The organism is Longispora sp. NPDC051575, from assembly GCF_040681875.1.
Classification (GTDB): Bacteria; Actinomycetota; Actinomycetes; order Mycobacteriales; family Micromonosporaceae; genus Longispora.
Window position 1 is genome coordinate 296,279 of sequence record NZ_JBFAZP010000001.1, and the last position, 22,911, is coordinate 319,189.

A 22,911-nucleotide genomic window follows, 5' to 3' on the forward strand; every position below is an offset into this window, starting at 1 on the left:
CGTGGGTCGGGCGGCGTCCGCGCCCGGCCCGCCGGGTCGGCCCGGTCGAGGCGGCCCGGTCGAGGCGGCCCGGTCGAGGCGGCCCGGTCGAGGCCGCCTGGTGGGCCGGGCGGTCCGGTCGGGGCGGTTCCCGACGGTGTCCGCGCCCGGCCCGCCGGGGACCTAGTCGGCCATCTCCCCGCGCTCCGCCAGGACCAGGGTGACCACCGCCATGGCCACCGACCACAGCACCAGGACGGCGGCGAGCGGCCCGTACCTGCCGAACCAGCCGACGGGCCAGTACCACGCGCAGAACCCGGCGGCCGCGCCCGCACCGACGATCGACACCACGGCCCACACCCGGTGCGACCAGCCCCACAGGACCAGGGCGGACAGCGCGGCGGCCAGCAGGACGCACCCCACCGCCCCCGGGGTCCTCGGGTCGTCGCCCAGCCACCCGGGCACGGGCTCGAACCACCCCCGGATCGCGGGGCTCAGCGTCGCGGCGAGCCCGAACCCGGTCAGCGCCCAGCCCACGAACCGCCAGGTCCAGCCCGATCCGCCGCCTCCGCCCACGATGTACGGGAGGCGGAACAGCGCGAACGCGGCCGCCAGCACGAGGACGGAGAACGCGGCCACCTCGGGGCCGGAGGAGCCGATCCCGAGGTGCCGCAACGGCGTGTCCACCCGGCTCATCCACACACCGCCGACCAGGAGTGCGGCGCCGAGGGTCCACCCGACGAGGAAGCACCACCGGGCGGTACCCCACCGGTCCTCGGCCGCCCCGCGCCAGTCGGGACCCCACCGCGCGGCGGTCTGTCGCACGCCGCGCCACACGTACCAGGCACGGATCTGGCCGGCGAGGGTCATCAGGCCCGCCGCGACGCAGGCCGCGACGGGCTGCCACCGTCGCGACGGATCCGGCGGCTGCGGGGTCGCGGCGACGACGGCCAGGACGAGGAGCACCGCCACGGCGGCGGCCCGCAACGGGTTCACCGCCAGGGGTACCAGGGTGAGCAACGGCCGGGTCGTCATCATCACGATCCGGATCAGCACCTGTTTCCAGGTCCACAGCGCGGGCCACAGCGCCCGGTACCCGAGGTGGACGGCGCGGGAGGCCAGCCCGAACCGGTAGGCCGGGCGGAGATCCTTGACGGTCTGCCCGCCCGCGAAGTAGCCGGCCGCCGCGTCGGCCACGGACCCCGCCGGTCCCCCGCCCGGCCGCGCCTCGGTGAGCAGCCGGTACTGCAGCCAGGCCGTGGCACCCCTTCGCAGGCAGGCCACGTGCGCCGGGGTGACGGCCCCGGCCGTGTCCGGCGTGGGTGGGAGCGGGCCGTCCGCGAGCAGGGCCGGCCACCGGTCGTCGATGCCGGGCACCGGGGTGACGACGTAGGCTTCCCAGACCTTCAGGAACCGGCACAGCCACTGCGCGTCGGGCATCGCGTCGTCGGGCCTGCCGTCGCCGACCAGCAGGTCTACCAGGGTCCCGGCCGCGTCGAGGCGGCCCCAGGCCCAGTCGTTGGTCCGCCAGTTCCGGGACAGGAAGCCGCCGAAGTGCGCCAGGTTGACGCCCGCGAGTTTGGACCGGGCGGTGAGCAGGGGCTCGTCCGGGTCGACCGGGCCCCGGCGCAGCAGCGCGCCCAGCCGGGTCCGCTGCTCCGCCGCCCGCAAGGTCGTGAACAGGGGCGCCAGCGGGCTGGGCTGGCTGCCGGTGAGGTAGTCGTAGCGGATGATCGAGGCGGTGCCCGGCGCGGCCCCGGCGGCGGCGAACACGGAGTGCACCCACCGGGTCGGAATCCGGTAGCCGTCCGACGTCCTGGTGCTCAGCGGCGGCCGGTGCAGCAGGTCGAAGACGGAGGACTCCCAGGGACGCGGGACGTCCCGCAGATCGAGGTGGTACCGCGCCCCGCGGATGGGTTCACCCCACCGCAGGATCTCCCGGCGCGCCGTGTCCAGGCAGTCCCAGAGGCCCGCGAGGAAGCTCGGATCCGTGGCGTCCGGGCGGGGTAGCGGGGCCGGGCCGCGCTGCGGGTAACACGTGGCGAGGTCTTCGTAGAAGACCCCGTCGTCGAGGCAGCCGCCGTCGGCCACGGTCAGGTGGGCCTTCATCGCCGGGGTCAGCGGGCGCAGGCCGTGCTGGAAGGCCAGGCCGCGCCGGACCGCCGCCTCCAGGTTCACCTGCCCGGCCGTCGTCGCGCCCTGGCCCTGGAACGCGCTCAGGAACTCGGCGTCGGCGAGGGACCGGACGAAGTCGGAGACCCGCAGGATCCGGTACAGCCGGTTCTTGATCACGTCGCGGGCCGGCCCGGAACCGTTGACCCGCAGGTAGCGGTTGCGCTCCTCCAGTTCCCGGACCCAGGCGATGAACAGCACGGCCGTGTCGTACACGCCCTGCACGTCCCCCGCCAGGTCCCCGGCGACGGTCCGGTACACCCTGCCGAGGTCGGTCATCAGCGCCAGGGCCCGGGTCTCGTCCAGCACCTGGTAGGGCCCGACCAGGCCGGGCTTCCCCAGCCCCGCCTCACCCGGCCGGGTCAGCAGCGCGGCGAGGCGGGGCGCGTCCGTGGTGGCCCGGCAGCGGGCGTACGCGTCGATGTCCAGGCCCTTGATGTCGGCGGGAGCTGCGGCCTTCAGGTCACCGTCGCCCCGGGAAGCCCCGGCTTTCCGGTCACCGTCCCCCCGGGGAGCCCCGGATCTCGGCTCGCCGTCGCCCCGGGGAGCCGTGGCCTGCGGCTCAGCACGGCCCTCGGCGGCCACCCTGGACTCCGCGCTAGCCAGGCCCCGCAACTGGAACGCGAGCGCGTCCTGCCGGCCGCGCGCCGCGTTCTCCTGTTCGTTGTGCTCGCGGACCAGGCGCAGCTCGTCGTGCGTGGTCTCCACGCTGACCTTCATGGCCAGTGCCCGCACGATCACCGACAGCCACCGGGGCGCGCTCCGCGACGACTTCGGGGACCGGACCTGGGGCGGGGTCGGATCGGGTTCCAGGTACAGCAGCCGGCGCTCCGTCGCGCCGACCGCCGGGGCCAGGTTGATGGAGCGCAGCGCCCGGTCGATGGGTACGTTGTCGAACACGCCGCCGTCGATCACGTGGAACGGCCGGGCGTCGGGGCCGCGCAGCGGGGTACCCCGGGGGCGCACCCCCGAGAAGACCCCCGTCATCGTGGGCACGCTGATCCCGTCGGTGCCGTCCCCGTCGACCGGCCCGCACTCGGCGACCGAGTGGACGGAGGCCGGCTCGAAGGCCCCCGGGAACGAGGAGGTGGCCCGCGCGGCGAGCGCCAACCGGTTCAACCGGAACGCCACCGCCGTGGGCGGATCCCCCGTGGCCGGCACGTCGGCGGCGCCCGGCAGGTCGGTGAAGCCGGAGGCCAGGGGCGCCGGGCGCCGGACGAAGCGGAACTGCCCCCGGCCCTGCTTCAGCGCGGCCTCCGTGACGCCGTCCCCACCGCCGAGCAGGGTCGCCGACAGGTCGACGCTCAGGTAGCTCGCCCGGTGCGCGAGGAGGACGTCGCCGTCCCGGGCGAGCGCGTACATCTCCTCGCGGACCCGCTCGTAGAAGTACTGGTCGCCCTGGAGCAGCGACGGCACCCGTCCGATGGGCAGGGTGGGCCGCATCAGGGACCACATGCCGGCCACGTCGCGCCACACGTCCTCGACGTGGTCCATCGTCCGGCCGACGCTCTGCGCGAGCCCGTACAGCAGCGAGTTCAGGCCGCCGGCGCTCGCCCCGGCCAGGATGTCGACCTCGACTCTGCGGTACCCCGCGAGGGCGAGGAGGTCGCCGTAGACCGCCGCGCGTTGCCGTTGCCCCTCCGGGCCGGGTGCGGGACCGGGCCAGGCGAGTGCGCCGTCGTGGTCCGTCCGGCGGAGCACGTCGATCTCCGCGACCGCGCCGCCGATCCACACCGCGAGGCTGATGCCGCCGCGCACGGCGAGGGCGATCCGCAGCGTACGGAGGGTGTGGTCCCGTTCCGGGGGCTCGTCGGCTCCGCCGCGCACTTCGTCAGCCCTGCCGCACACCGTGGCCTCCGGCCCGCCCGACACGCTCATCGCAATAGGAGACATTTTTATGTTTTCACATCATTAGCCAGTAATCATTGGTTTGCTGAAAGTGTCGGAAGGACTGTCATGGGCCACGTCGACTCCCGCACCCCGAGCCGGAAGGCCCGTGCCGTGCACGCGGCCTGGCGGGCGGCGGTCCTCGTCCGGGTGACCCGCCTGAGATCCATGCTCGAGGAGGCGCACGCGCCGGGACCCACGGGCAGGGCGGCGGAGTCCGCGCGATCCCGGGAGGCGTGGGCGGCGGGCGTCACGAACCACCTGGACGCCGCCCAGAACGCGGCGCGCACCTCCGAGGGCGGCCTGGGTCGGCTCGTGGTCTGGTGGACCGGCTCGGACGTCGAGGCGGCCTGGCTGAACCTGCACGCGGCGGAGGAACTCCTGCTCCGGAGCGGAAAGGGCGCCGACACCGACTGGCTCGCCCGGGTGTACCAGTACGCGCGCACGTTCCTCGGGGACAACGACCCGAATGTCCGCTACCTCAGCGGACAGTTGGCCCTCCCCGCCGGAACGGCGGACACAGGGGCGAAGACGGCCACCGTTCCGAAGCGCGGCCTCTGGCGGTGGCCGTGACCACCAGCCCGGGGACGCTCACGCCCGCTCTCCGCAGCCGGCTGGCGGACGTCATGCACGCGGCGCACACGGAGGCCGACGCCCGCCGCGCGGAGGTGCGCCAACTGCGCAACGTCCTGACCATCGCGTTGCTCGCCGCCACCCTGATGGTGGGAGCGCTCGTCCTGCTGGGAGCCCTGCGGCCGGCGTCCGTGCCGCTCTGCGCGGAGACCCTCGCGACGGCGGCGACGGCGGAGGTCCCGGCGACGCCGACGAGCCCCGCGATCGCGGCCGTGCCGGCGACACCGGCGGGAACCGTCTGCCCGGCCGGCGGGGCGAACCACCGGTACGACATCGTGCTGGTGTCGCTCTTCGGGCTGCTGGGCGCGACCATCGCCGTCGTCGCGAAGGTGTCGACCACCTCGGCGAAGGACCTGTCCTACTCGCCCACGGTCCCCCAGCTGGCCCTGAAGCTCCCCGCCGGGGTGCTCACCGCGATCGCCGCCACCGTCCTGGTCCGCAGTGGACTGTTCTCCGTGGTCAACCTGAAACCCAGCCAGGCCGCGATCCTGTTCACCGCGCTCCTCTTCGGGTACGCGCAGCAGGTGTTCACCCGGTTCGTCGACCAGAAGGCGAACACGGTCGTGGAGGCCGCCAAGCCCCCGACCGGCTGACCCGCCTCGCCGACCATGGGCCGGCTAGAGCCGGACGAGCCCGGCGGCCGCGAGCACGGCCAGCACCACCCCCAGCGCGACCCAGCCGCGCCGGGGCGACCCCGCGGCCCCGTCGAGGAGCCGCAGCACCCCGGCCAGCGCCGCGAATCCGACGGCCATCGCCAGGGCGAAGAACCACGTCGGGTGGAACCTGCCCGCCTCGGCCGGAAACCACATCACCACCAGCAGCGCCGCCAGCACGCCGAGCGGGATCGTGGCGGCCTGGTGCCGCACGCCCGACAACCCGGCGCACACCAGCCAGGCCACCGCCACGGCCGCCACGGAGACCAGGAGTCCGAAGCCGACCGACCACAGCCCGAAGCACACCATCCCGTCGGCGTCCGCGTCGGCGCACTCCCGGGCGGCGCCCCCGGCGGACCAGTCCATGACGGCCGACAGGAACCAGCCCAGCGCGCCGCCCACCCCCGCCCCCGCGAGGACGCGCGCCGTCTCCCCCAGCCAGGCCCAGCGACGGCGGTGCTCGGACATGCGTGCCCCCTCGTGTCAGCGGTCGCTCCAGCATCACCCGCCCCGTCCAGCGCCGCCTGAGCCCGGCTACTCAGATCCGCCGCCGGTCGTCCGGGCGGACCGGCCACCACCCGCCCGACGGGCCGGTACTGTGAAACAGGGCGAATTGGGTGGAGGCGGACATGCGGAGAGTCAGTACCCTCAGCGTGGTTCTCGCGGTCGTCGCTCTGGTGGGCGCGGCCTGCGGCGGGGACCCCGACAAACCCCCGGCCGCGGACCCGACGCCGCCCGGCTACGCCGCGACGCTGCGACCCGCCCTGCAGACCATTCTCGACGGGATGCGGGTGCCCGGCGCGGTCGTCATGGTCACCTCGAAGGACAAGGGCGACTGGACGGAGGCGTTCGGGACGCGCGCCCTCACCGGTGACCTGCGGGTGACCGCCCAGGACCACTTCCGGATCGGCTCGAACACCAAGACCTTGACGGGTACCGTGGTCCTGCAGCTCGCCCAGGAGGGAAAGCTGGCGCTGGCCGACCCGGTGTCGAAGTACCGGCCCGACGTGCCCAACGGCGACAACATCACCGTCACCCAGCTCCTCGACATGCGCAGCGGGCTCTACAACTACTCCGAGGACGAACAGTTCAACGTCCAGCTCGACACGAACCCGGGCCGGGTGTGGAAGCAGGACGAACTGCTCGCGATCGCGTTCGGCAAGCAGCCCTACTTCGCCCCCGGCACCGGGTTCCACTACTCGAACACCAACACGATCCTCCTCGGCCTGATCATCGAGAAGCTGACCGGCAGACCGCTGCGGGACGAGTTCCGGACCCGGATCTTCGAGCCCGTCGGCATGCCGGAGACCCGGATGCCCGTCATCGACGACGTCTCCATCCCGGCGCCGCACCCCCGGGGCTACCTGTTCGGCACCAACGTCAGCACCCTCACCGACGCCGCGCTGCCCGCCGCCGAGCAGGCCGCCGCGAAGGCCGGCACCCTGCTCCCGACCGACCACACCGCCGACAGTCCCTCGTGGACCTGGGCGGCCGGCGGGGCGATCTCCACCGCCGGCGACCTGACCCGGTACGTGCAGGCGCTGGTCGGCGGCGGTCTCCTCGACGCCGCGACCCAGAAGCTCCGGTTCGACAGCGTGCGACCGGCCGATCCGGCGAACCCGGGCGGCGCCGGCTACGGGCTCGGCATCGCGAAGTTCGACCCCCTGTACGGGCACGACGGGCAGCTGCCCGGGTTCAACTCGTTCATGGCCGGCGACCCGGACCGCGGCGTCACCGTCGTGGTGCTCACCTCGCTGACGGCCGGACCCGACGGGCGGCAGCCGGCCAACATCCTCGCGATGGCGATCATCCGGGCGTTGTACCCGGAACCCGCGCCGACCGGGTCGCCGTCCTGACCAACGCCCGGGGCGCGGCCGTCGCCTGCGGGGTGACCCGCCGAAGAGGGCCGGCGTCCGGGGCGCACCGGTCGGCCGGCCCCCGGGTCAGGACGTCGGGTGGAACTCGGACTCGTCGTAGCCCATGGACGTGCAGACCGCCGTCGACGTGCCGCCGCCGGTGACGACGGGGCCGTAGGCGCGGACGTACCCCCAGCCGCCCTCGCCGCAGGTCACGATGTGCTGCCAGGTCTGGCCGGCGGGCCGGTTCGTACACGTCATGTGGGTGGTGGCGAGGTTGGGCTTCGACAGGTCGCAGTCGGGCGGGACCGCGCCGTCGTTCCAGATCGTGCCGATGCCCGTGTCGGTGAACGTGCCGCCGACGCTGGAGCTGGTCAGCCGCACCCGGAGCGTCTCGTTGCCCTCGGCCACGCCGTCGTCGACGAGCGGGATCAGCAGGCCGGTCACGTACTGGCCGGCGGCGATCGTGACCGTGCCCGACGACACCGTGTAGTCCGCGCCGGCGGTGGCCGTGACCGCGTCGATCTGGTAGCCGAGGGTGATCGGGAAGCTCTTCGGCGGGTACGACCCGGTGATCTGGACGTACATCCGCGCCGCGTACGTGCCGCACGTGAACGGCGCGGTCCGCTCACACGTCTTGGTGTACTCGTAGGACGCTCCGTCCCACACGGTGAACACGGTGCCCGCAGGGCCGGCCGCGTCGGCGGCGGGCGTCATACCGAGGGTGACGAGGGCGACGGCGGCTGCCGTGAACAGTCTGGAGAGGACGCGCATGACTCACTCCCTGGATCCGGACGATGGTGCGCGGACGGACGCCGCGGGCCGGGCGCCCCGGGACGCGGCTGGCTCGAGGATCCCACCCGGGAGTCGTCGCGGAGCCTCAAGACATTGTCAAACTTCAATTCATTGGGGTACCGGGGACTTCGCGCGCCGGGTGCGGAGCCGCCACCACAGCCCCGCGCCCAGCACGAACGGCGAGGCGCAGAGCAGCGAGGTCACCAGCGCCCAGGTCGGCCACGGCCCCCGGTCCGGGTCGCCGCCGGGCCGGACGGCCAGGTCGGCGAGCAGCCCGGTGGCGAGCTGGACGTCGAGCACGGCCAGGTCGTCGCGCGGGCCGACCTCGAACCGGCTGACCACGTGGTAGGCACCGGTCGTGACGTCCACCTCGGAGATCAGGTTCGACGTCGTGCCGTCCACGTCGCCGCCGCTGACCAGCATCCGGGTCGGTGACCGCCACCCGAGGACCGGTTGGCCCGAGGCCCGGGGGAACAGGGACTCGGCGCGGACCGCCGCCGGGACCGCCGCCCCGGTACCCGTCGCGTCGGTGAACTGGTAGGCCCGCACGTCGCCGTCGATCGACACGCCGACCAGGAACCGGCCGTCCGGGGACCATGCCTCCGGGCCGGCCAGCTGGAACCACCGGGCGTCCCGGGGCGGGGCCAGGGTGCGTTCCACCGTGCCGTCCAGCCGGAGGATGCGGACCGGCTTCACCTCGTACTCGCCGGCCGTCTCCTGGATCGCCAGCCGGGTGCCGTCCGGGGAGAACGCGGCGGTCTCCACGTCGGTGGAGCTCAGCGCCGTACTGGTGCCGGTCGCCAGGTCGAGCAGGTACACCGGGCCGCTACCGCCCCGGAACGGGCCGTCGATGCCGTAGGCGACGTACCGGCCGTCCGGGGAGATGGAGAGCGGACGGACATAGGCCCGGGGCTGCGCCGGGACCCGCACGGTCCTCCCCGTGGTCAGGTCGAGGAGGATCAGCACCCCGCTCGCGCCGTCGCTGGCGAACATGATCCGCCGGCCGTCGGGGAACAGTCGCAGGTGGCTGCCGCCGTAGCTGGGGCCGGGCACCTCCAGCGCGCGGTAGGCGTCGCGGTCGGCGCCCGCGACGATCCGCTGGGGGAAGCCGAAGTCCTCGTGGCCGGTGCCGTTGTAGTAGACGGCGACCGCGCGGCCGAACGGGCCCGACATCGTGCCCTGGAGGTGGGAGAACGCGGGGAACCTGGCGGGCAGGCTCGGTCGTCCGCCCGCCGCCGGAGGCTGGCCGCCCGGGACGGGGACGAGCACGACGAGGGCCAGCACCAGGGCCACGGCCGCCGCGGCGAGCGTCGGGACCAGCCACGTCCGGCGGGCGGGCCGGGTCATGACCGCGGTGACGTCGGGTCGGGCGGGGGCGGACTCGGCGAACTCGCGCAGCGCCGCGGCGATCCGGGACTCAGACATCGAGCTGCTCCTTCAGTACGGCCAGGCCCCGGTGCAGCAGGGACTTCACGGTGCCCGGCCGGCAGCCCAGCGCGGCGGCGATCTCGGCCTCGGACAGGTCCAGGTAGTACCGCAGGAACACGGCCGCCCGGTGCCGGGGCCGCAGCCTGGCCAGGGCCGCCCGGACCGCCACCGCGTCCGCCCCGGCCGGGGTGACGACGCCCGGCTGTTCGGTGCGGTGGTGCCGGCGCTCGACGATCCGGCGCCGCACCCAGGAGGTGCACCGGTTCACGGTCGCGTGCCGCAGCCAGGCGACTGGGTCGGTGACCGAGTCGCGTCGGCGGTACAGGTCGACGAAGACGTCCTGGACCAGGTCCTCGGCGGCCGGCCACCCGCCGGTGGTCACGTAGGCCAGCCGGACCAGGGGCACGAAATGGTCGGCGTAGACGGCGCGGAACCCCACGTCGTCGGACACGCCGGGAGCCAGAGTCACGGTCACAGTGTGCAAGGCGCGCGAGGGGCCGGTTCGGTTGCGGTCCGGGGGCCGGAAACTTCGCGCGGTCCCGCACCCGAGGCTGTGTCATATATCCGCTTCTATCCTCTGGGGTCACCCGCAGTAGCGTTTACAGGAACCGGCTTCGCGGAAGGCCCCTCGACCTGCGGCCCGAGGGCGAGCCCCGTTCGTCACGGGCCTCGTCCACCGTCGGCCGCCCCGGATCCGCGCGAGTCCCCGACCGTCCCGACGAAAGTGGGGTGCCCACCCGTGACAGACAGCGGATCCGCAGCAGGCGACGCGCGGGAGACGAGCGTGACCATCACGTTGGCCGACCTGGCCCGCCAGGTGGTCGCCACCACCGACCCGGACCAGCTCGAACTGCTGGAGGCGGTCACCGCCCAGTGGAACGCGGGGGCGCCCCGGCCCCGGCGCTGGGGCTGGCTCGCGGGCACGGTCGACTCCGACATCGAACCGACGGTCACCGGCGGCATCATCTACCCCCTGCTGACCAGTACGTTCGCGCAGATCCTCGGCACGGCCGCGCTCGTCGCGTGGACCCGGCGGCGGTGGTGGCGCCGGCGGAAGGACGTCGCGATCCCCCAGGTACAGATCACCCTCGACGCCCATCAGCTGGAGATCTTCCGGGTCACCTGCGTGCTGCACGGCACCGCGCTCGGCCTGACCACCGCCCAGGCGACCGCCCTGGCCGACGCGGCGCACGGCGCGCTGCACCGGGCGATGCTCGCCCCCAGATCCGGGTCGTGACCGTCGCCGCCGCACCCGACGGGGGCAGGTACCCCGCCGTCGACTGGGACCGGGTCGCCGGCGTCGAGCGGCCCCGCCAACTGTGGTGGGTGTACGCGCTGGTGGCCGCCGCCCTGGTCGCGCTGGGAGGCGGGGCGGCCCAGGCCCTGTACTACGCCCACGACCTGGGCGGCATGACCGCCGCGCAGGACTGCCTGTCCGACCGGGGGCTCAGCCTGACGGCCACGGCGGCGGACCGGAACCTGGCGACGTCGCGGCAGATCGCGGAGTGCGCCGGGACCCTCAACTTCCGCCAGGGCGTCGCGATGATCGTCGGGTCGGTCGGCACGGTGGCCGTGGTGTGGCTGCTGATGGTCGGCGGCGGCCTGGTGACCCGCGCCCGGCTGCGGCGGGGCCGCACCCCGCTCGCGGCGACGGACGCGGCCCGCGCGGCGGCCGACCGGTTCGACCGGTGGTGCGACGTCTGGCGGCTGACCGGCCGCCGCAGGCCCAGGCTGCTGCTCACCGCGCCGGGGAGCCTGTCCGGGCAGGCCTTCGCCACCGGGCTGCCGTTCGCCCGGCCGTGGGTCGCGGTGCCCGCCAGCTACGCCTACGCCGAACCAGGACAGTTCGATCTCGTGGTACTGCACGAGCTGGCGCACGTCCGGGCGCGCGACCTGTTGTGGACCTCGGCGGTCTGGTGGTCCGGCTGGCTCGGGGTGCCGCTGCTGCTCGCCGTGCTCGGCCCGTTCCTGACCCGGCCGGACACGCTGCGCCTGCTGTTCGGCCGGTCCCTGGTCCTGGCCGCCGTCCTGTCCGTGGTGGTGCTGGTGCTGCGGGTGGCACTGCTGCGCCGCCGCGAACTCCTGGCGGACGCCTACGCCGTCCGGGTGCTGGGCGGCCGCTCCGAGCTGCGGGCGGCGTTCGGCCTCGACCCGGACGGGGTCCCCGCCCCCGTGCGCGGTTCCGGCGGGACCGGGTTCCTGGCGCGGGCCGGGGCCGTCGGGGTCCGGGCGCGGGGGCTCGCGGCCACCCACCCGCCGCCCGCCGTCCGGGCCGATCCGCCACCGGGCGCGGTGGAGGGCTCCGAGGGCGGCTTCGCGGTCGCGGCCCTCGCCGGGCTGGTGGCGATGTTCGCGTTCCAGCACACGATCGTCGTCCTCTCCGACGTGCTCAACCGGGTGCCGCACGACGCGCGCGTCCCCTCCGACGTCGGCCTCGGCCTGGCGGCGCTGCTGTGGGCGGGAGTGCTCGTCCCGGCGTGGGTCCGCCGGGCACGGGGCGGGTCGCGGAGCTGGTGGGGTCCCGTCCTCGGGTCCGTGGCGGGGGTCGCGGGCGGCTACGCGGCGCAGATCCCCGGCGGGGTGCCCGTCAGCGACAGCCAGTTCGGCGACGACCTGGCGTTCTCCTGCCTGGTCCTCGCGGCCGTCACCCTGGGCGTCACGGTCCTCGCGGTCTGCCTCGCGGTCGGCGTCTCCGCCGGTCGTCGGCGTGCGGCGACGGTGCTGGCCGTGGTGACGGCGGCGCTGGCCGGCACCGCGACGTGGAGCGTCACCTTCACCGTCCTGTCCATCCACATCGTGAACCGCAGCGCCGCCCAGGACCGGACGCTCGTCAGTTCGATGGGGGGCCACTACGGTGGGTGGCGGTACCTGGCCCCGGTCCTGGTGGTGTGTCTCGGACTCACCGCCCTGGCCGCACGCGCCCCGGGACGCCGGATCGAACCGCCGCTGGAACGCGGTCCGCTCCTGGCGCGGATCCGCGCGGACCGCCACCTGCGCCGGCTGGCACCGGTCGCGCTGCCCGCGATCGTCGTCGGCGGCCTGGGCGGCGGGGTGTCCTGGGTGCTCCGGTTCCGGCCGGAGGTGTCGGGCGACCTCGTCAACCTGCTCGTCCATCAACGGTGGTGGGCCTGCGCGCTGGCCGGCTGGGCGGTGACGGCCGTACTCCTGCTCACGCACGCCGACCGCGCGCCGACGATGGAGCCCGACCGGCGGCCGGCGGCCACGGGTGCCGGGTTCCCGGGGGCCCTCGCGGCGGGCTTCGGGACGGCGGCCCTGGCCGGGGTGGTGACGTTCCTCAGTGCCGCGACCAGCGGTTTCGGCTGGAACCTGTCAACGCTGTCCTACTCGGTGGAGATGCCGCTGTGGCTGCTGTTCGTGACGACGGTCGCCACCCTGCCGGCGGTGTTCCTGACCACGGGAGCGATCCGGCGGCGACGGGTCGCGCCGTGGCGGACCGCGACGGTGGCCCTCGGCACGACGGCGCTCGTGGGGACCCTGGTCGCCGCGCTGTTCTGGGGCGCCCTCGCGGCGGTCGCGATCGGACCCCACGACTGGTCGCTCAACGACGCCGTCGTCAACCGGCCGGTCGCGCCGACACGGCCACCCGCGGCGCTCCCCTCGCCCGTCGGACCGGGTCCGGCCCCGGGCGGCACCGCGGACCCCGGCCGGTCACTCGACGACCGGGCGGCGGTGGCCGTCGTCGCGGGGGTCACGCCGCTGCTCCCCGCCGGGTACCGGGAATCGGTGCCCGACGCCCACCCGGGACTGACGGAGACGGAGCCCGCCCGGTGCGGTGAGCTCTTCGCCGCCGACGCCGCCGCCGAGAACGCCCTGCCCCGGACGGGGCAAGCGGTCCGGCGGTACGACTTCACCCCCGAGCCCAACATCGCTATGAACGTCACGGTCCGGGTGATCTCGTTCCGCACGCCGCGCCCGGATCTCGGGACGATCCGCGGCGAGGTCGCCCGGTGCCCCAGCTTCGCCTGGCCCTACGACGGCGCCGACGACCGTCTGCTGCACGGCACGCTCGCCGACGGCGCGGACCTCGCCCTGCCCTACCCGTCGTACCGCTACCACCAGGTCGTCCAGGGCACGGCGGGCGGCCGGCTGACCCGGACGACGTCGACGGAGGCGCACGTCCTCGTCGGCCGCAACCAGATCGTCGTGGGCGTCACCTACACCTACACCGGCAGGCCCCCGTCCGCCGCCGTCCCCCGGTACGCCGGGCAGCTGCTCGCCACCGCCCCGGCCGCGCTCATCGAGAGGTTGCGCGCCCAGCGGTGACCAGCACCGGGTCCCGCCGATATTCGGTGATCGGCTCCCCCGTCGCGGCCGTTCGGCGAGACTGTTGTTCGACCGCGAACACGCCCGACCGGCACCGGCGGGCGGCGTCCGCGGCGGACCCGGGGAGGTGCGTGACCCATGAGCGGTGCGGTCGACGGCGAGCGGCGGGCCCCGGCCCTGTCGCCGAAGCTGGTCATCGGTCTGGTCATCGCCGTACTGGCGCTGGTGTTCGTCTTCCAGAACACCGCCAACGGCAAGGTCAGCTTCCTGGGCTGGGAGTTCAACGCGCCGGCCTGGCTGTGGATGCTGGTGCTGTTCGTGGCCGGGCTGGTCGTCGGCTCGATCTTCCCCTGGTTCCGCCGGAGGCGCTGACCGGGCGGCGTGGGCAGCCATCCCGTACCCATCGATAGTCTTCTTGACTTCATATACCGGGACTCGGTAGCTTCGGCGGCATGAGCATGCAGGAGCCCACCTTCTTCATCCTGACCGCCCTGGCGGGCCGACCACTCCACGGGTACGCCGTGTTGCAGGCCGTCGGCGAGCTCTCCAAAGGCCGGGTGAGCCTGCGGGCCGGCACGCTGTACGCGGTGCTGGACAGGCTGACCGAGGGCGGGCTGGTCGTGGTCGACTCCGAGGAGGCCGTCCAGGGTCGGCTGCGGCGCTACTACCGGCTCACCGACGCGGGGGCGGCCAGGCTGGGCGTGGAGGTGGCCAAGCTGCGGGCCAACGCCGCCGTGGCCGCCGCCCGCCTCCGCCACCACGGCCACGCCGACCCGTCCCCGGCGGTCTGAGCCGTGGACACCGCCGAGCCGGTCGACGCCAGTGAGCGGTTGCGCCGCCGGTACCGCCGCCTGCTGTGGGCCTATCCGAACTGGTACCGCCGGGAGCGGGGCCTGGAGATCCTCAGTACCCTCCTCGAAGGTTCCCGGCCCGGTCAGCGGCGACCGTCCTTCGCGGACGCCCTCGACATCGTCGGCCGGGGTCTGCGGTGCCGGTTCCGGCCGCCCACCGGCCTGCAGTACGTGTTCGTCACGGTGGTGGCCGTGCTGTTCCTCGGTTCGGCCGGCGCGGCGACCCTCGCGATGACCTACGCCGCCACCGCCTCGGTGCCCAGCGAACGGGAGGCCGTGGCCGCCGCGCGGCTCGCGACCGGACAGACGCCGCGCAACCCCGCCGGGCCGGTCGTCGCGTGCACCTACTTCTGCCCCGAGGACTGGCGGCCCGACGGCGACCAGGTCGTGACCTTCGACGACCCGTTCGAGGAGAACGGCGGCGTCGACCACGTGTCGGTCGTCTTCTGGACCCCCGCCCACCTGCTCCCGTCGACTGTGGACGACGCCCGGGAGCGGCTGGCCGCCGACGGCTGGCAGGTCGACGACCTCACCATCCAGGAGGACGGCACCCGGCACTTCGGCGCGGACAAGGACGGCCTGACGGTCCAGGTGGCCGCCTACCACGACTCCGGCGGCGGGCCGGCGCTGCACCTGCGGTTCGAGCGGCAGCTGTCCGACCTCACGGCCGTCGCCGTCGCCGGGTTCGTGGCGGGCACGGTGTTCGGCTGGACGCTGACGGTGTGGATCCTGCAGCGCTACCGCAGGCACCAGGGCGGGGTGAAGGCGGCGACGACGGTCTGCGCCGTGCCGATCCTCGTCGTCATGGGCTTCACGGACCTGCTGCAGCTCCAGTTCGCGGTGGGCGCCGGGCTCAGTGGAGGGTCGTGGGAGTCGGCCATGTTCATCACCGTGGTGCCGGCCATCATCCTGTCCGCGATCCAGGAGCTGGCCGTCGTCCGGGCGGTGGCGACGGTGATCCTCGCGTTGGCGGTCGTCGCCCTGGCGCTGGCCGCGGCACCGATCCGCGCGCACCGCCCGTTGCCTACCCCGGAGGGAGCTTCGAGACCCGGGCCTTCGTCAGGGTGATGAACCAGGGACCCTTCGTGAAGCCGGGTCCGGTCTCCTCCCCCACGTAGAGGTCGATGTGCCGCGAACCGCCCAGGCCCGGGGTGAACTCGTCCGTGATGGTCCACTCGGCCTGGCGGAGCCGCGCGCAGACCTTGTCGTCCACCGGGTCCCCGGACTCGTCCGACCCGCAGGCCGTGAGCACGAGGCGCACGCCCCTGGCCAGCACGTTCGGGTCGGCGGCGGCGGAGACGAACGGTACGAGGGTGCCGCCGTGGCTGTCGCGCGGGGCGGTGTCGAGCCAGTACCCGACGTCGTGGGACCAGTTCAGGTACTTGCCGGCGTGCTTGCCGCCCGTGATCCGGCCGGTGCCCTCGTCCTTCACGGCCTGGATGAAGTCCGACGGGTAGCTGCCGAGGTCGGTGTCGCCCCGGGAGCAGTCCAGGACCGGGCAGCCCTTGACGGTCTTCGCCGGTCCGGTGTGCATCGACTGGACGGCGGTGTAGTAGATCGTCGCGGTCCAGTCCCCCGCGAGGGGAACGGGTGCGGGGCCCGACGTGCGGGCCGCCCCGGGCGACGGCGAGGTGCCCGGGGTGGAGGGGTACGCCCCCGACGCCGGAGCGGACTCCGGCGTCGGGGAGGGGGCCGGGGCCGGCGCCGCCGTGCACGCGGTCAGGAGCACCGCGGGCACGCACAGCGCCGCCAGCCACCGGCTTCGTCGCACGATCAGGGCACCTGCACCGCTGCGGCGGAGACGAACGTGTACCCGCTGGCCTGGATACCCTCGACCGTCGTCTTCAGGTACGCCGTACCGAGGTACGGGTGGTAGAAGAAGCTGGCCATGCCGTCGCGGACCGCGAGGTTGCGCTGCGCGGTGGCGATGATGTCGGCGGGCAGCCGGGCCGGGTGGTTGTTGTACTGGTCCGGCTCGATGTTGCCCAGGTTCTCCGGGATGACCACGGAACCGTGCACGTCCCGCACCAGGTACGGGAAGAACTGGCCCACGGTCTTCGTGTAGTCCGGCGCCCCGCCGGACAGCTGCCCGGTGAAGTGCAGCGGACGGTCGTAGCGGACGCCGACCTTGTCCTTGGCCGCCTGGTAGTCGACCGCGCTGCCCGCGTAGTGCGGGAACTCGAAGATGGTCGGCTTCGGCAGCCCGGACGCGGCGAACTCGGCGAACGCGGAGGCGATCCGGCCGGCCGCGTAGTTGTAGGAGTCACCGGGGACCGGGCCGTCGTAGATCACCGAGTTGGTGACCGGGTCGACGTGCGCGCTGTAGAACTCGAAGTCGTTGGCGCTCTCCCCGTCGTAGGGGTTGACCACGTTGGAGAACTGGTGCGTGTAGCCGTGCATCAGCAGCGTGCCCCCCTTCGTCACCATGTACTTCAACGCGCTGATCACGAGGGGCGCGTTGCGCATCTTCAGCGTGGTCGGCACGCCGTTGTGCTGCGCGCCCAGCGGGTCGCGGTACTCAGGGTAGACGGCGACGGAGAACGGCACGTTCTTGGACTTCAGGTAGTCGGCGATCGCGCGCAGCTCGTCCGGGTCGGAGTCCGGCCCGACGTCCTCGATCCGGACCAGCGCCCGGTGCCGCTCGGCGGTCTGCGGCGCGATCGTGCCGTACAGCAGGTCGCTGTACGCGATGTAGCGGTCATCGTGCGTGACGTAGGAGAACGGGATCTCCCCGACGTAGGTCAGGTTGCGCGCCTTGACCGCCCACGGGAACGTGGTGCCGTCGGCCCGGACCGCCGTCGCCAGGCTGGTCGCCTTGGTCGGGTCGGAGATGGACACGTTCATGATCCCGCCGGCGTTCTGCGGGTCCCGGGTCAGCGCCCGGGTCTTGTACTGCACCTGGCTGACCGAGGCGAAGTCGAACCCGGACCACATGAACCCGTAGTCCGTGCCGAACGAGGCGCTGCGCGCGGTGAGCTGCCAGATGTTGTCATATGCCCACACAACCGGCTTCGTGTCGGCGAGCACGTCGTCGAGGAAGGCGACCGGCAGGGGCTCGTCATAGGTGGAGCCCGCGTAGAACACGGCCGTGAAGCCGGCCATCTCGCCCGCGACGTAGTCGCCGACCGGGTGCGCGGTCCAGGACCCGAAGTGCGAGAGCAGCTGCGCGTTCTGGGTGCCGTAGATCTCGCCGAGCCAGGCGTAGGGGCCGGTGGCGTCGTACAGGACGAGGGTGTTGGCGCCCGTCTTCACGCCGGCGGCCGTCTTGGCGTTGGCCGGCGCGAGCGTCTGGCCGGCCGACGTGCGCACCGGGGCCTTCTGCCGCTGGACCGTGGGCTTTACGATCCGCTGGGTCGGGCGGGCCTGCTGCGGACGGGGCGGGGCCGGCAGCGAGGACTTGTCGACCGTCTCGCTGCCCTGCTTGCCGTGGTCGTGGCCATGGCCGTGGCCGTGGCGGGTGTCGCGGGGCGCGGCGTCGGCCGGCGCGGAGAGCACGGGTACCAGCAAGGCCAGCATCGAGGCGGCCAAACCTGCCCTGAGGCGGGTTTTCATTCACATGCTCCGATCGTGGGGGTGGCGGCAGGGCGGTACTCGTCGCCGGCTGGGCGCGCGACTGCACAGCGGTGACAATAAGGCATGCCCGGGCTCAGCATCAGGGACCGTTTGGCTGGCGGATAGCCGACAGTTCCCGGTACGCAACCCCTTTTCAAATGGTGCGAACCAGGATGGGACGAGCCATCACCAACTCTCCGCTCATGTCCATATTGGGCCTCCCAGCAGGGAAAACTTGATTCGGTCCGGTGATGTCCGTCGTGAGAGTCGGATGTCTCACACTTGCGGAACGCGGGGGGCATAGTCATGGAACGATCTGCCTCCCGGTTACTTGCATCCCGAAGGAACAGTTCATGAGTCAGACCAAGGTCCCCGTTGTCCCGGTTGTCGTGATCGGTGGCGGCGCTGCCACCCTCCCCGTAACCGGTGTGAGTCTGGTCGGCGTCATCGCCGCCGGTGTGGCTCTGCTGGTGGGTGGTGTGCTGCTGATCCGCAGCGGCCGTCGCCGCACTGACGTCTGAGGTGACGCGTTCCGTCATCGGCCTGGTGCTCTTGCTCGCCTGGCCGGCGCACATTCTGCTGATGGCGTTCGCGTCGTGGGGCGGCACCCGTCCCGCCCGGCGCCGACGGGCCACCGCGCCCCGTCCGGCGCAGTACTGGATCATCGTTCCCTGTCTCAACGAGGAACGTGTGGTGGACCGCACGGTGTACGCGGCGGCGGAACTCTCGTCGCCGGGTACACCGGTGCGGGTCCTGGTCGTCGACGACGGTTCCGACGACGACACCGGCGTGGTGCTGTCGATGATCGTGGACCCGCGCATCCAGGTGTTCCGGCGGACCGCTCCGCTCGCCCGACAGGGCAAGGGGCAGGCCCTCAATGCCGCGTACCGGTATATCCGTCAGGTGACTGCGGAAAACGGTCTGCATCCGGAGGATGTCGTCATCGGCGTCATCGACGGCGACGGCCGGATGGAGCCGGGCGCGTTGGACACCGTGGCCGAGTACTTCCGCGATCCCCGGGTGGGTGCGGTGCAGTGCCGGGTGCGGATCCACAACCGCAAGCACACCCTGGCCGCGTTGCAGGACCTGGAGTTCGCCGCCATCGCCAACGCCGGGCAGACCCTCCGCGACCGCGTGAACGCCGTGGCGTTGGGCGGCAACGGCCAGTTCACCCGGCTGTCCGCGCTGGGCTCCCTGGGGGAGGACCCCTGGTCGGAGTGCCTGGTGGAGGACCTCGAACTCGGGCTGCGCCTGCACCTGCGCGGGGTGCGGATCCGCTACATCCCGCAGGTCGCCATCACCCAGCAGGGCCTGGTCGACGCGCGGCGGCTGTTGCGGCAGCGGACCCGCTGGGCGCAGGGGAACCTGCAGTGCCTGCGCTACGCGCCGAAGCTGGTCGCCTCCCGCCGGGTCGGCAACGCCGCCCTGCTGGACATGATGTACTACCTCCTCGCCCCGTGGCTGACGATCGTCGGCCTCGTCGCCGCCCCGGCCGGCCTGGCCCTCGCCTGGCGTGACCTGGACGCGGCCCTCGTCGGCGCCACCATCGGGACCCTGTTCGGGACGATGGCCGTCGCCGGCCTGTTCTGGGCGTTGGTGCACCGGGTCAGCCTCGGGGACGCGTCGCTGTGGCGATGCGTGACCGCCGGGGTGGCTTATCCTTTCTTCCTGCTCATCGGCCTACTGGCCACCCTGCGCGGCCTCGGCCGGCACCTGACCGGACGCGGCACCTGGGCCAAGACCGACCGCGTCATCGAAGAACCCGCATGACCACAGCAACCATCGTCGAGGAGACCCCATGACCGAGGTTCACCTCGTCGTCGGCACCCGCCCGGAAGCCATCAAGATCGCGCCGCTGGTGCTCGCAGCCCGCGCGGCCGGCCGGATCACCCCCGTCATCGTGGCCACCGGCCAGCACCCGACCATGGTCGCCGAGGCCCTGGCGGCGTTCGGGCTGGAGGTGGATGTCGCCCTGACCCTGGACCGGCGGACCGGGACGCAGCCGGAGCTGGTCACGCAGATCCTGACCGGTCTCGACGCACATCTCGCCGCGACGAACCCCGCCGCCGTGGTCGTGCACGGCGACACGACGAGCACCCTCGCCGGGGCACTGGCCGCCTTCTGGCGCCGGATCCCTGTCGTGCACCTGGAAGCGGGCCTGCGGTCCGGGGACCTGGCGTCGCCGTTCCCGGAGGAGGCCAACCGCCGGCTCGTCGGGCAGATCAGCCAGCTCAACCTGGCCCCGACCACCCGGGCGGAGGAGAACCTGCGCCGCGAAGGCGTTCCCGGCGAGGTCGTGCTGACCGGCAACACCGTCGTGGACGCGGCCCTCGCCGTCGCCGCCCGCAACCACCCCGTCACCGACCCCCGCCTCGAGGACATCCTCGCCGGCGGGCACCGCGTCGTCCTCGTCACCGCGCACCGCCGCGAATCCTGGGGCGAACCGCTCGACCACATCCTGGGCGCCGTGGCGACCCTGCACGACCGCTATCCCGACCTGCGGATCGTGCTCCCGAGCCACCCGAACCCGGACGTGCGCGCCCAGGTCGACAACGGGCTCGCCCACCTGCCCCGGGTCACCATCACCGACCCGCTGCCCTACCAGGACCTCACCCGGCTCCTCGCCGCCAGCCACCTCGTCCTGTCCGACTCCGGCGGCATCCAGGAGGAGGCACCCACCTTCGGGGTACCCGTCCTGGTGCTGCGCGAGGTCACCGAACGCGTCGAGGCCATCGAAGCCGGCTGCGCCCAACTCGTCGGCACCGACCCGGCGGTGATCCTCGCCGCCGCCGACCTGCTCCTCACCGACCCGGAACAGCACCGGCGGATGAGCACCGTCGTGAACCCGTTCGGGGACGGGACCGCCGGGGCGCAGGCCGAGGAGGCAATCGTGCGGATGCTGTGGGAGCAGCGGGCCACCTCGGCCGCCCAGGCACTGCCGGCGCTGGCCAGCCTGCAGCCGAGCGCGCGGCTGACCGAAGCCCTGCGCTGACGGGGCCGGCGGGCGAAGGTCGCCCGATGCGGGTCGTCCCAGTCCGCCGCCCCTTTTCCGGTTCCTGTTTCCGCAGGTGGAGCGCGTCTCGCGTGTCCCACGCTGTCCCACGGACGGCGCGCTCCCCGGCACACCGGTGGTCAGATCACTTCCGACGACAGCCCCACCGGGGCCGCTGGAAGCGAAGGAACGACCGCCATGGACACCCAGATCAGCGCGAACCCGATCGGCGTCGACGGAACCGGACGCCGGACCGGTAGGAAGCTCAACGGCTCACTATGGGTACTGCAGGTGCTGGGCGGCTTCTTCTTCGCCGGCAGCGGCTTCGGCAAGGTACTGCTCTACGACGACGCCCTGTACGCGGCGGCGCCCCGGGCCGTGGCCTGGTACGCGGCGGTCCCCCAGTCGCTGATCGTCCTCATCGGGATCGTCGAGGTGCTCGGCGGCCTCGGCCTGATCCTGCCCGCGCTGACCCGGGTCGCGCCGACCCTGACGCCGCTCGCGGGCGCCGGCCTGGCCCTGACGATGGTCCTCGCGGCGGGCTTCCACGTCCTGCGCGGCGAGTACGAGCTGGTCCCGGCCAACGTCGTGCTGGGCGGCGTGGCGGCGTTCGTCGCGTTCGGACGGTGGACCCCGCGGCCCGTCCGGTCGGGCCCCCTCACCACCGGCCGGGTACTCGGATCGGTCGCGGTCGTCGCCGCGCTGGCCCTGCTGGTGTTCGGCCCGACGTGGTACACGATGACCCACACCCAGTTCTGAGCCGCTGCCCGGTGGCTAGGGTGGTTCCCGTGCAGCTCACCGACGAGGCGGTCCGGGCCGTCCGGCTCCGCGCCCAGCTCCTGGCCGCCCCCGTGGCCACGGTCGCCGCCGTCGTGGCCCGGGTCCCCGTCCAGGCCCAGGCCACGCCCGCCGCCCGGTTGGCGGTGCGGGTCCGCAGCGCCGGCCTGACCAGGGCCGAGGTGGACGCGGCCCGCGCCGACGGTTCCGTGGTCCGCACCTGGGCGATGCGGGGCACCCTGCACCTGCTGGCCGCCGCCGACGTGCGGTGGACCGTGGGGCTGCTCGGGCCGCGGTTCGCCCGGGCCGGCCGGGGGCGGCGGTACCAGCTCGGGCTCGACGACGAGGTGTCCGAACGGGGCCTGGCGGCACTGGCGACGGTCCTCGCCGACGGTCCGCTCAGCCGGGACGCGATCGTCGAACGGCTCGCGAGGCACGGGTTCCCCCTGGACGGACGGTCCCAGGCCCCGGCGCACCTGCTCGCGTTCGCCGCACACCGGGGGCTGGTCTGCTGCGGGCCCGAGGAGACCTACACGCTGCTCGACGACTGGGTACCGCCCTCGCCCGTACCTGACGACCCGCTCGCCGAGCTGGCCCGCCGGTATCTCGCCGGGCACGGGGTCGCCGGCCCCGAGGACCTCGCCGCCTGGTCGGGGCTGCCGGTGGGCACGGCGCGGCGGGCCTTCGACGCGATCCGGGCCGAGCTGCGGCCCGCCGGGTCCGGGTTCGCGCTCGCCGGCACGGACCTCGGCCCCGACCGGGAGGGGCCGGCCCGGCTGCTGGGCGCGTTCGACGCGTACCTGTTGGGGTACCGGGCCCGCGACGTCGACCCGGCGCACGCCCAGCGGATCAACACCGGGGGCGGCATGATCGCGCCGACCGTCCTGGTCGCCGGGTCGGCCGTCGGCACGTGGCGGCTCGAACGCGGCACCGCGACCGTGGAGCCGTTCGGCGCGCTGTCGGCGGGGGCGGTCGCGGGGCTGGAGGCCGAGGCCGCCGACCTGGGCAGGTTTCTGGGCGAACCCGTCCGCCTCGCCGTCGCCCGTGGGTAA

General features: G+C 73.6%; 20 protein-coding genes. 13 read left to right on the plus strand and 7 right to left on the minus strand.

Annotation, left to right across the window (positions count from 1 at the left end):
• Positions 1-162: 162 nt before the first annotated feature.
• Positions 163-4,029, minus strand: a complete 3,867-nt coding sequence (locus AB0M43_RS01245; RefSeq protein WP_363719989.1) for a DUF3376 domain-containing protein — start codon at positions 4,027-4,029, stop codon at positions 163-165.
• Positions 4,030-4,107: 78 nt separating this feature from the next.
• Between AB0M43_RS01245 and AB0M43_RS01250 the strand changes: the two genes are divergently transcribed.
• Together AB0M43_RS01250 and AB0M43_RS01255 are read left to right on the plus strand one after the other, a co-directional pair.
• The gene (locus tag AB0M43_RS01250; RefSeq protein ID WP_363719991.1) at positions 4,108-4,611 is read left to right on the plus strand and encodes a hypothetical protein; all 504 of its coding nucleotides are present in this window, start codon (positions 4,108-4,110) and stop codon (positions 4,609-4,611) included.
• Positions 4,608-5,264, plus strand: a complete 657-nt coding sequence (locus AB0M43_RS01255; RefSeq protein WP_363719993.1) for a hypothetical protein — start codon at positions 4,608-4,610, stop codon at positions 5,262-5,264. Before AB0M43_RS01250 ends, AB0M43_RS01255 begins: the two co-directional genes overlap by 4 nt.
• Positions 5,265-5,288: 24 nt before the next feature.
• Here the strand turns inward: AB0M43_RS01255 and AB0M43_RS01260 are convergent, their stop codons facing one another.
• A complete protein-coding gene (locus tag AB0M43_RS01260; RefSeq protein WP_363719995.1) occupies positions 5,289-5,792 on the minus strand; it encodes a hypothetical protein in 504 nt (167 codons plus the stop codon).
• Between the two features lie 161 nt (positions 5,793-5,953).
• Here AB0M43_RS01260 and AB0M43_RS01265 point away from each other — a divergent pair, with 161 nt between their 5' ends.
• Positions 5,954-7,180, plus strand: a complete 1,227-nt coding sequence (locus AB0M43_RS01265; protein ID WP_363719996.1) for a serine hydrolase domain-containing protein — start codon at positions 5,954-5,956, stop codon at positions 7,178-7,180.
• Between the two features lie 87 nt (positions 7,181-7,267).
• Here the strand turns inward: AB0M43_RS01265 and AB0M43_RS01270 are convergent, their stop codons facing one another.
• From AB0M43_RS01270 to AB0M43_RS01280, 3 genes are all read right to left on the minus strand, one after another.
• On the minus strand, positions 7,268-7,954 hold the full coding sequence (locus tag AB0M43_RS01270; protein WP_363719997.1) for a Calx-beta domain-containing protein: 687 nt from the start codon (positions 7,952-7,954) through the stop codon (positions 7,268-7,270).
• Positions 7,955-8,083: 129 nt separating this feature from the next.
• Positions 8,084-9,400: a hypothetical protein gene (locus AB0M43_RS01275; RefSeq protein WP_363719998.1), complete on the minus strand. Its 1,317-nt coding sequence runs from the start codon at positions 9,398-9,400 to the stop codon at positions 8,084-8,086.
• Positions 9,393-9,872: a sigma-70 family RNA polymerase sigma factor gene (locus AB0M43_RS01280; RefSeq protein WP_363719999.1), complete on the minus strand. Its 480-nt coding sequence runs from the start codon at positions 9,870-9,872 to the stop codon at positions 9,393-9,395. Before AB0M43_RS01280 ends, AB0M43_RS01275 begins: the two co-directional genes overlap by 8 nt.
• Positions 9,873-10,187: 315 nt before the next feature.
• Between AB0M43_RS01280 and AB0M43_RS01285 the strand changes: the two genes are divergently transcribed.
• The 5 genes from AB0M43_RS01285 to AB0M43_RS01305 all read left to right on the plus strand — a co-directional run bounded on the left by AB0M43_RS01285 (position 10,188) and on the right by AB0M43_RS01305 (position 15,606).
• Positions 10,188-10,640 (plus strand): hypothetical protein, encoded by a 453-nt coding sequence (locus AB0M43_RS01285; RefSeq protein ID WP_363720000.1) that lies wholly within the window; start codon positions 10,188-10,190, stop codon positions 10,638-10,640.
• Complete coding sequence (locus AB0M43_RS01290) at positions 10,637-13,687, plus strand: M48 family metalloprotease (RefSeq protein WP_363720002.1); 3,051 nt, start codon at positions 10,637-10,639, stop codon at positions 13,685-13,687. Before AB0M43_RS01285 ends, AB0M43_RS01290 begins: the two co-directional genes overlap by 4 nt.
• Before the next feature lie 138 nt (positions 13,688-13,825).
• Positions 13,826-14,059, plus strand: coding sequence for a lipopolysaccharide assembly protein LapA domain-containing protein (locus tag AB0M43_RS01295; RefSeq protein ID WP_363720003.1), 234 nt, complete (start codon positions 13,826-13,828; stop codon positions 14,057-14,059).
• 86 nt (positions 14,060-14,145) lie between these two features.
• The gene (locus tag AB0M43_RS01300) at positions 14,146-14,478 is read left to right on the plus strand and encodes a PadR family transcriptional regulator (protein ID WP_363720919.1); all 333 of its coding nucleotides are present in this window, start codon (positions 14,146-14,148) and stop codon (positions 14,476-14,478) included.
• Positions 14,479-14,481: 3 nt separating this feature from the next.
• Positions 14,482-15,606: a hypothetical protein gene (locus AB0M43_RS01305; RefSeq protein WP_363720004.1), complete on the plus strand. Its 1,125-nt coding sequence runs from the start codon at positions 14,482-14,484 to the stop codon at positions 15,604-15,606.
• On the opposite strand, the gene AB0M43_RS01310 is transcribed toward AB0M43_RS01305, so the two are convergent.
• The gene (locus AB0M43_RS01310) at positions 15,563-16,309 is read right to left on the minus strand and encodes a hypothetical protein (RefSeq protein ID WP_363720005.1); all 747 of its coding nucleotides are present in this window, start codon (positions 16,307-16,309) and stop codon (positions 15,563-15,565) included. The genes AB0M43_RS01305 and AB0M43_RS01310 overlap by 44 nt on opposite strands.
• Before the next feature lie 2 nt (positions 16,310-16,311).
• Complete coding sequence (locus AB0M43_RS01315) at positions 16,312-18,054, minus strand: polysaccharide deacetylase family protein (RefSeq protein WP_363720006.1); 1,743 nt, start codon at positions 18,052-18,054, stop codon at positions 16,312-16,314.
• Between the two features lie 389 nt (positions 18,055-18,443).
• Between AB0M43_RS01315 and AB0M43_RS01320 the strand changes: the two genes are divergently transcribed.
• The 5 genes from AB0M43_RS01320 (at position 18,444) to AB0M43_RS01340 (ending at position 22,911) form a co-directional block, all read left to right on the plus strand.
• Positions 18,444-18,611, plus strand: a complete 168-nt coding sequence (locus tag AB0M43_RS01320) for an LPXTG cell wall anchor domain-containing protein (protein WP_363720007.1) — start codon at positions 18,444-18,446, stop codon at positions 18,609-18,611.
• A gap of 1 nt (position 18,612) precedes the next feature.
• Positions 18,613-19,860, plus strand: coding sequence for a glycosyltransferase (locus AB0M43_RS01325; protein ID WP_363720008.1), 1,248 nt, complete (start codon positions 18,613-18,615; stop codon positions 19,858-19,860).
• A 28-nt stretch (positions 19,861-19,888) separates the two neighbouring features.
• A complete protein-coding gene (gene wecB, locus AB0M43_RS01330) occupies positions 19,889-21,082 on the plus strand; it encodes a UDP-N-acetylglucosamine 2-epimerase (non-hydrolyzing) (RefSeq protein ID WP_363720010.1) in 1,194 nt (397 codons plus the stop codon).
• A gap of 198 nt (positions 21,083-21,280) precedes the next feature.
• Positions 21,281-21,841, plus strand: coding sequence for a DoxX family protein (locus AB0M43_RS01335; protein ID WP_363720012.1), 561 nt, complete (start codon positions 21,281-21,283; stop codon positions 21,839-21,841).
• 29 nt (positions 21,842-21,870) lie between these two features.
• On the plus strand, positions 21,871-22,911 hold the full coding sequence (locus AB0M43_RS01340; protein ID WP_363720013.1) for a winged helix DNA-binding domain-containing protein: 1,041 nt from the start codon (positions 21,871-21,873) through the stop codon (positions 22,909-22,911).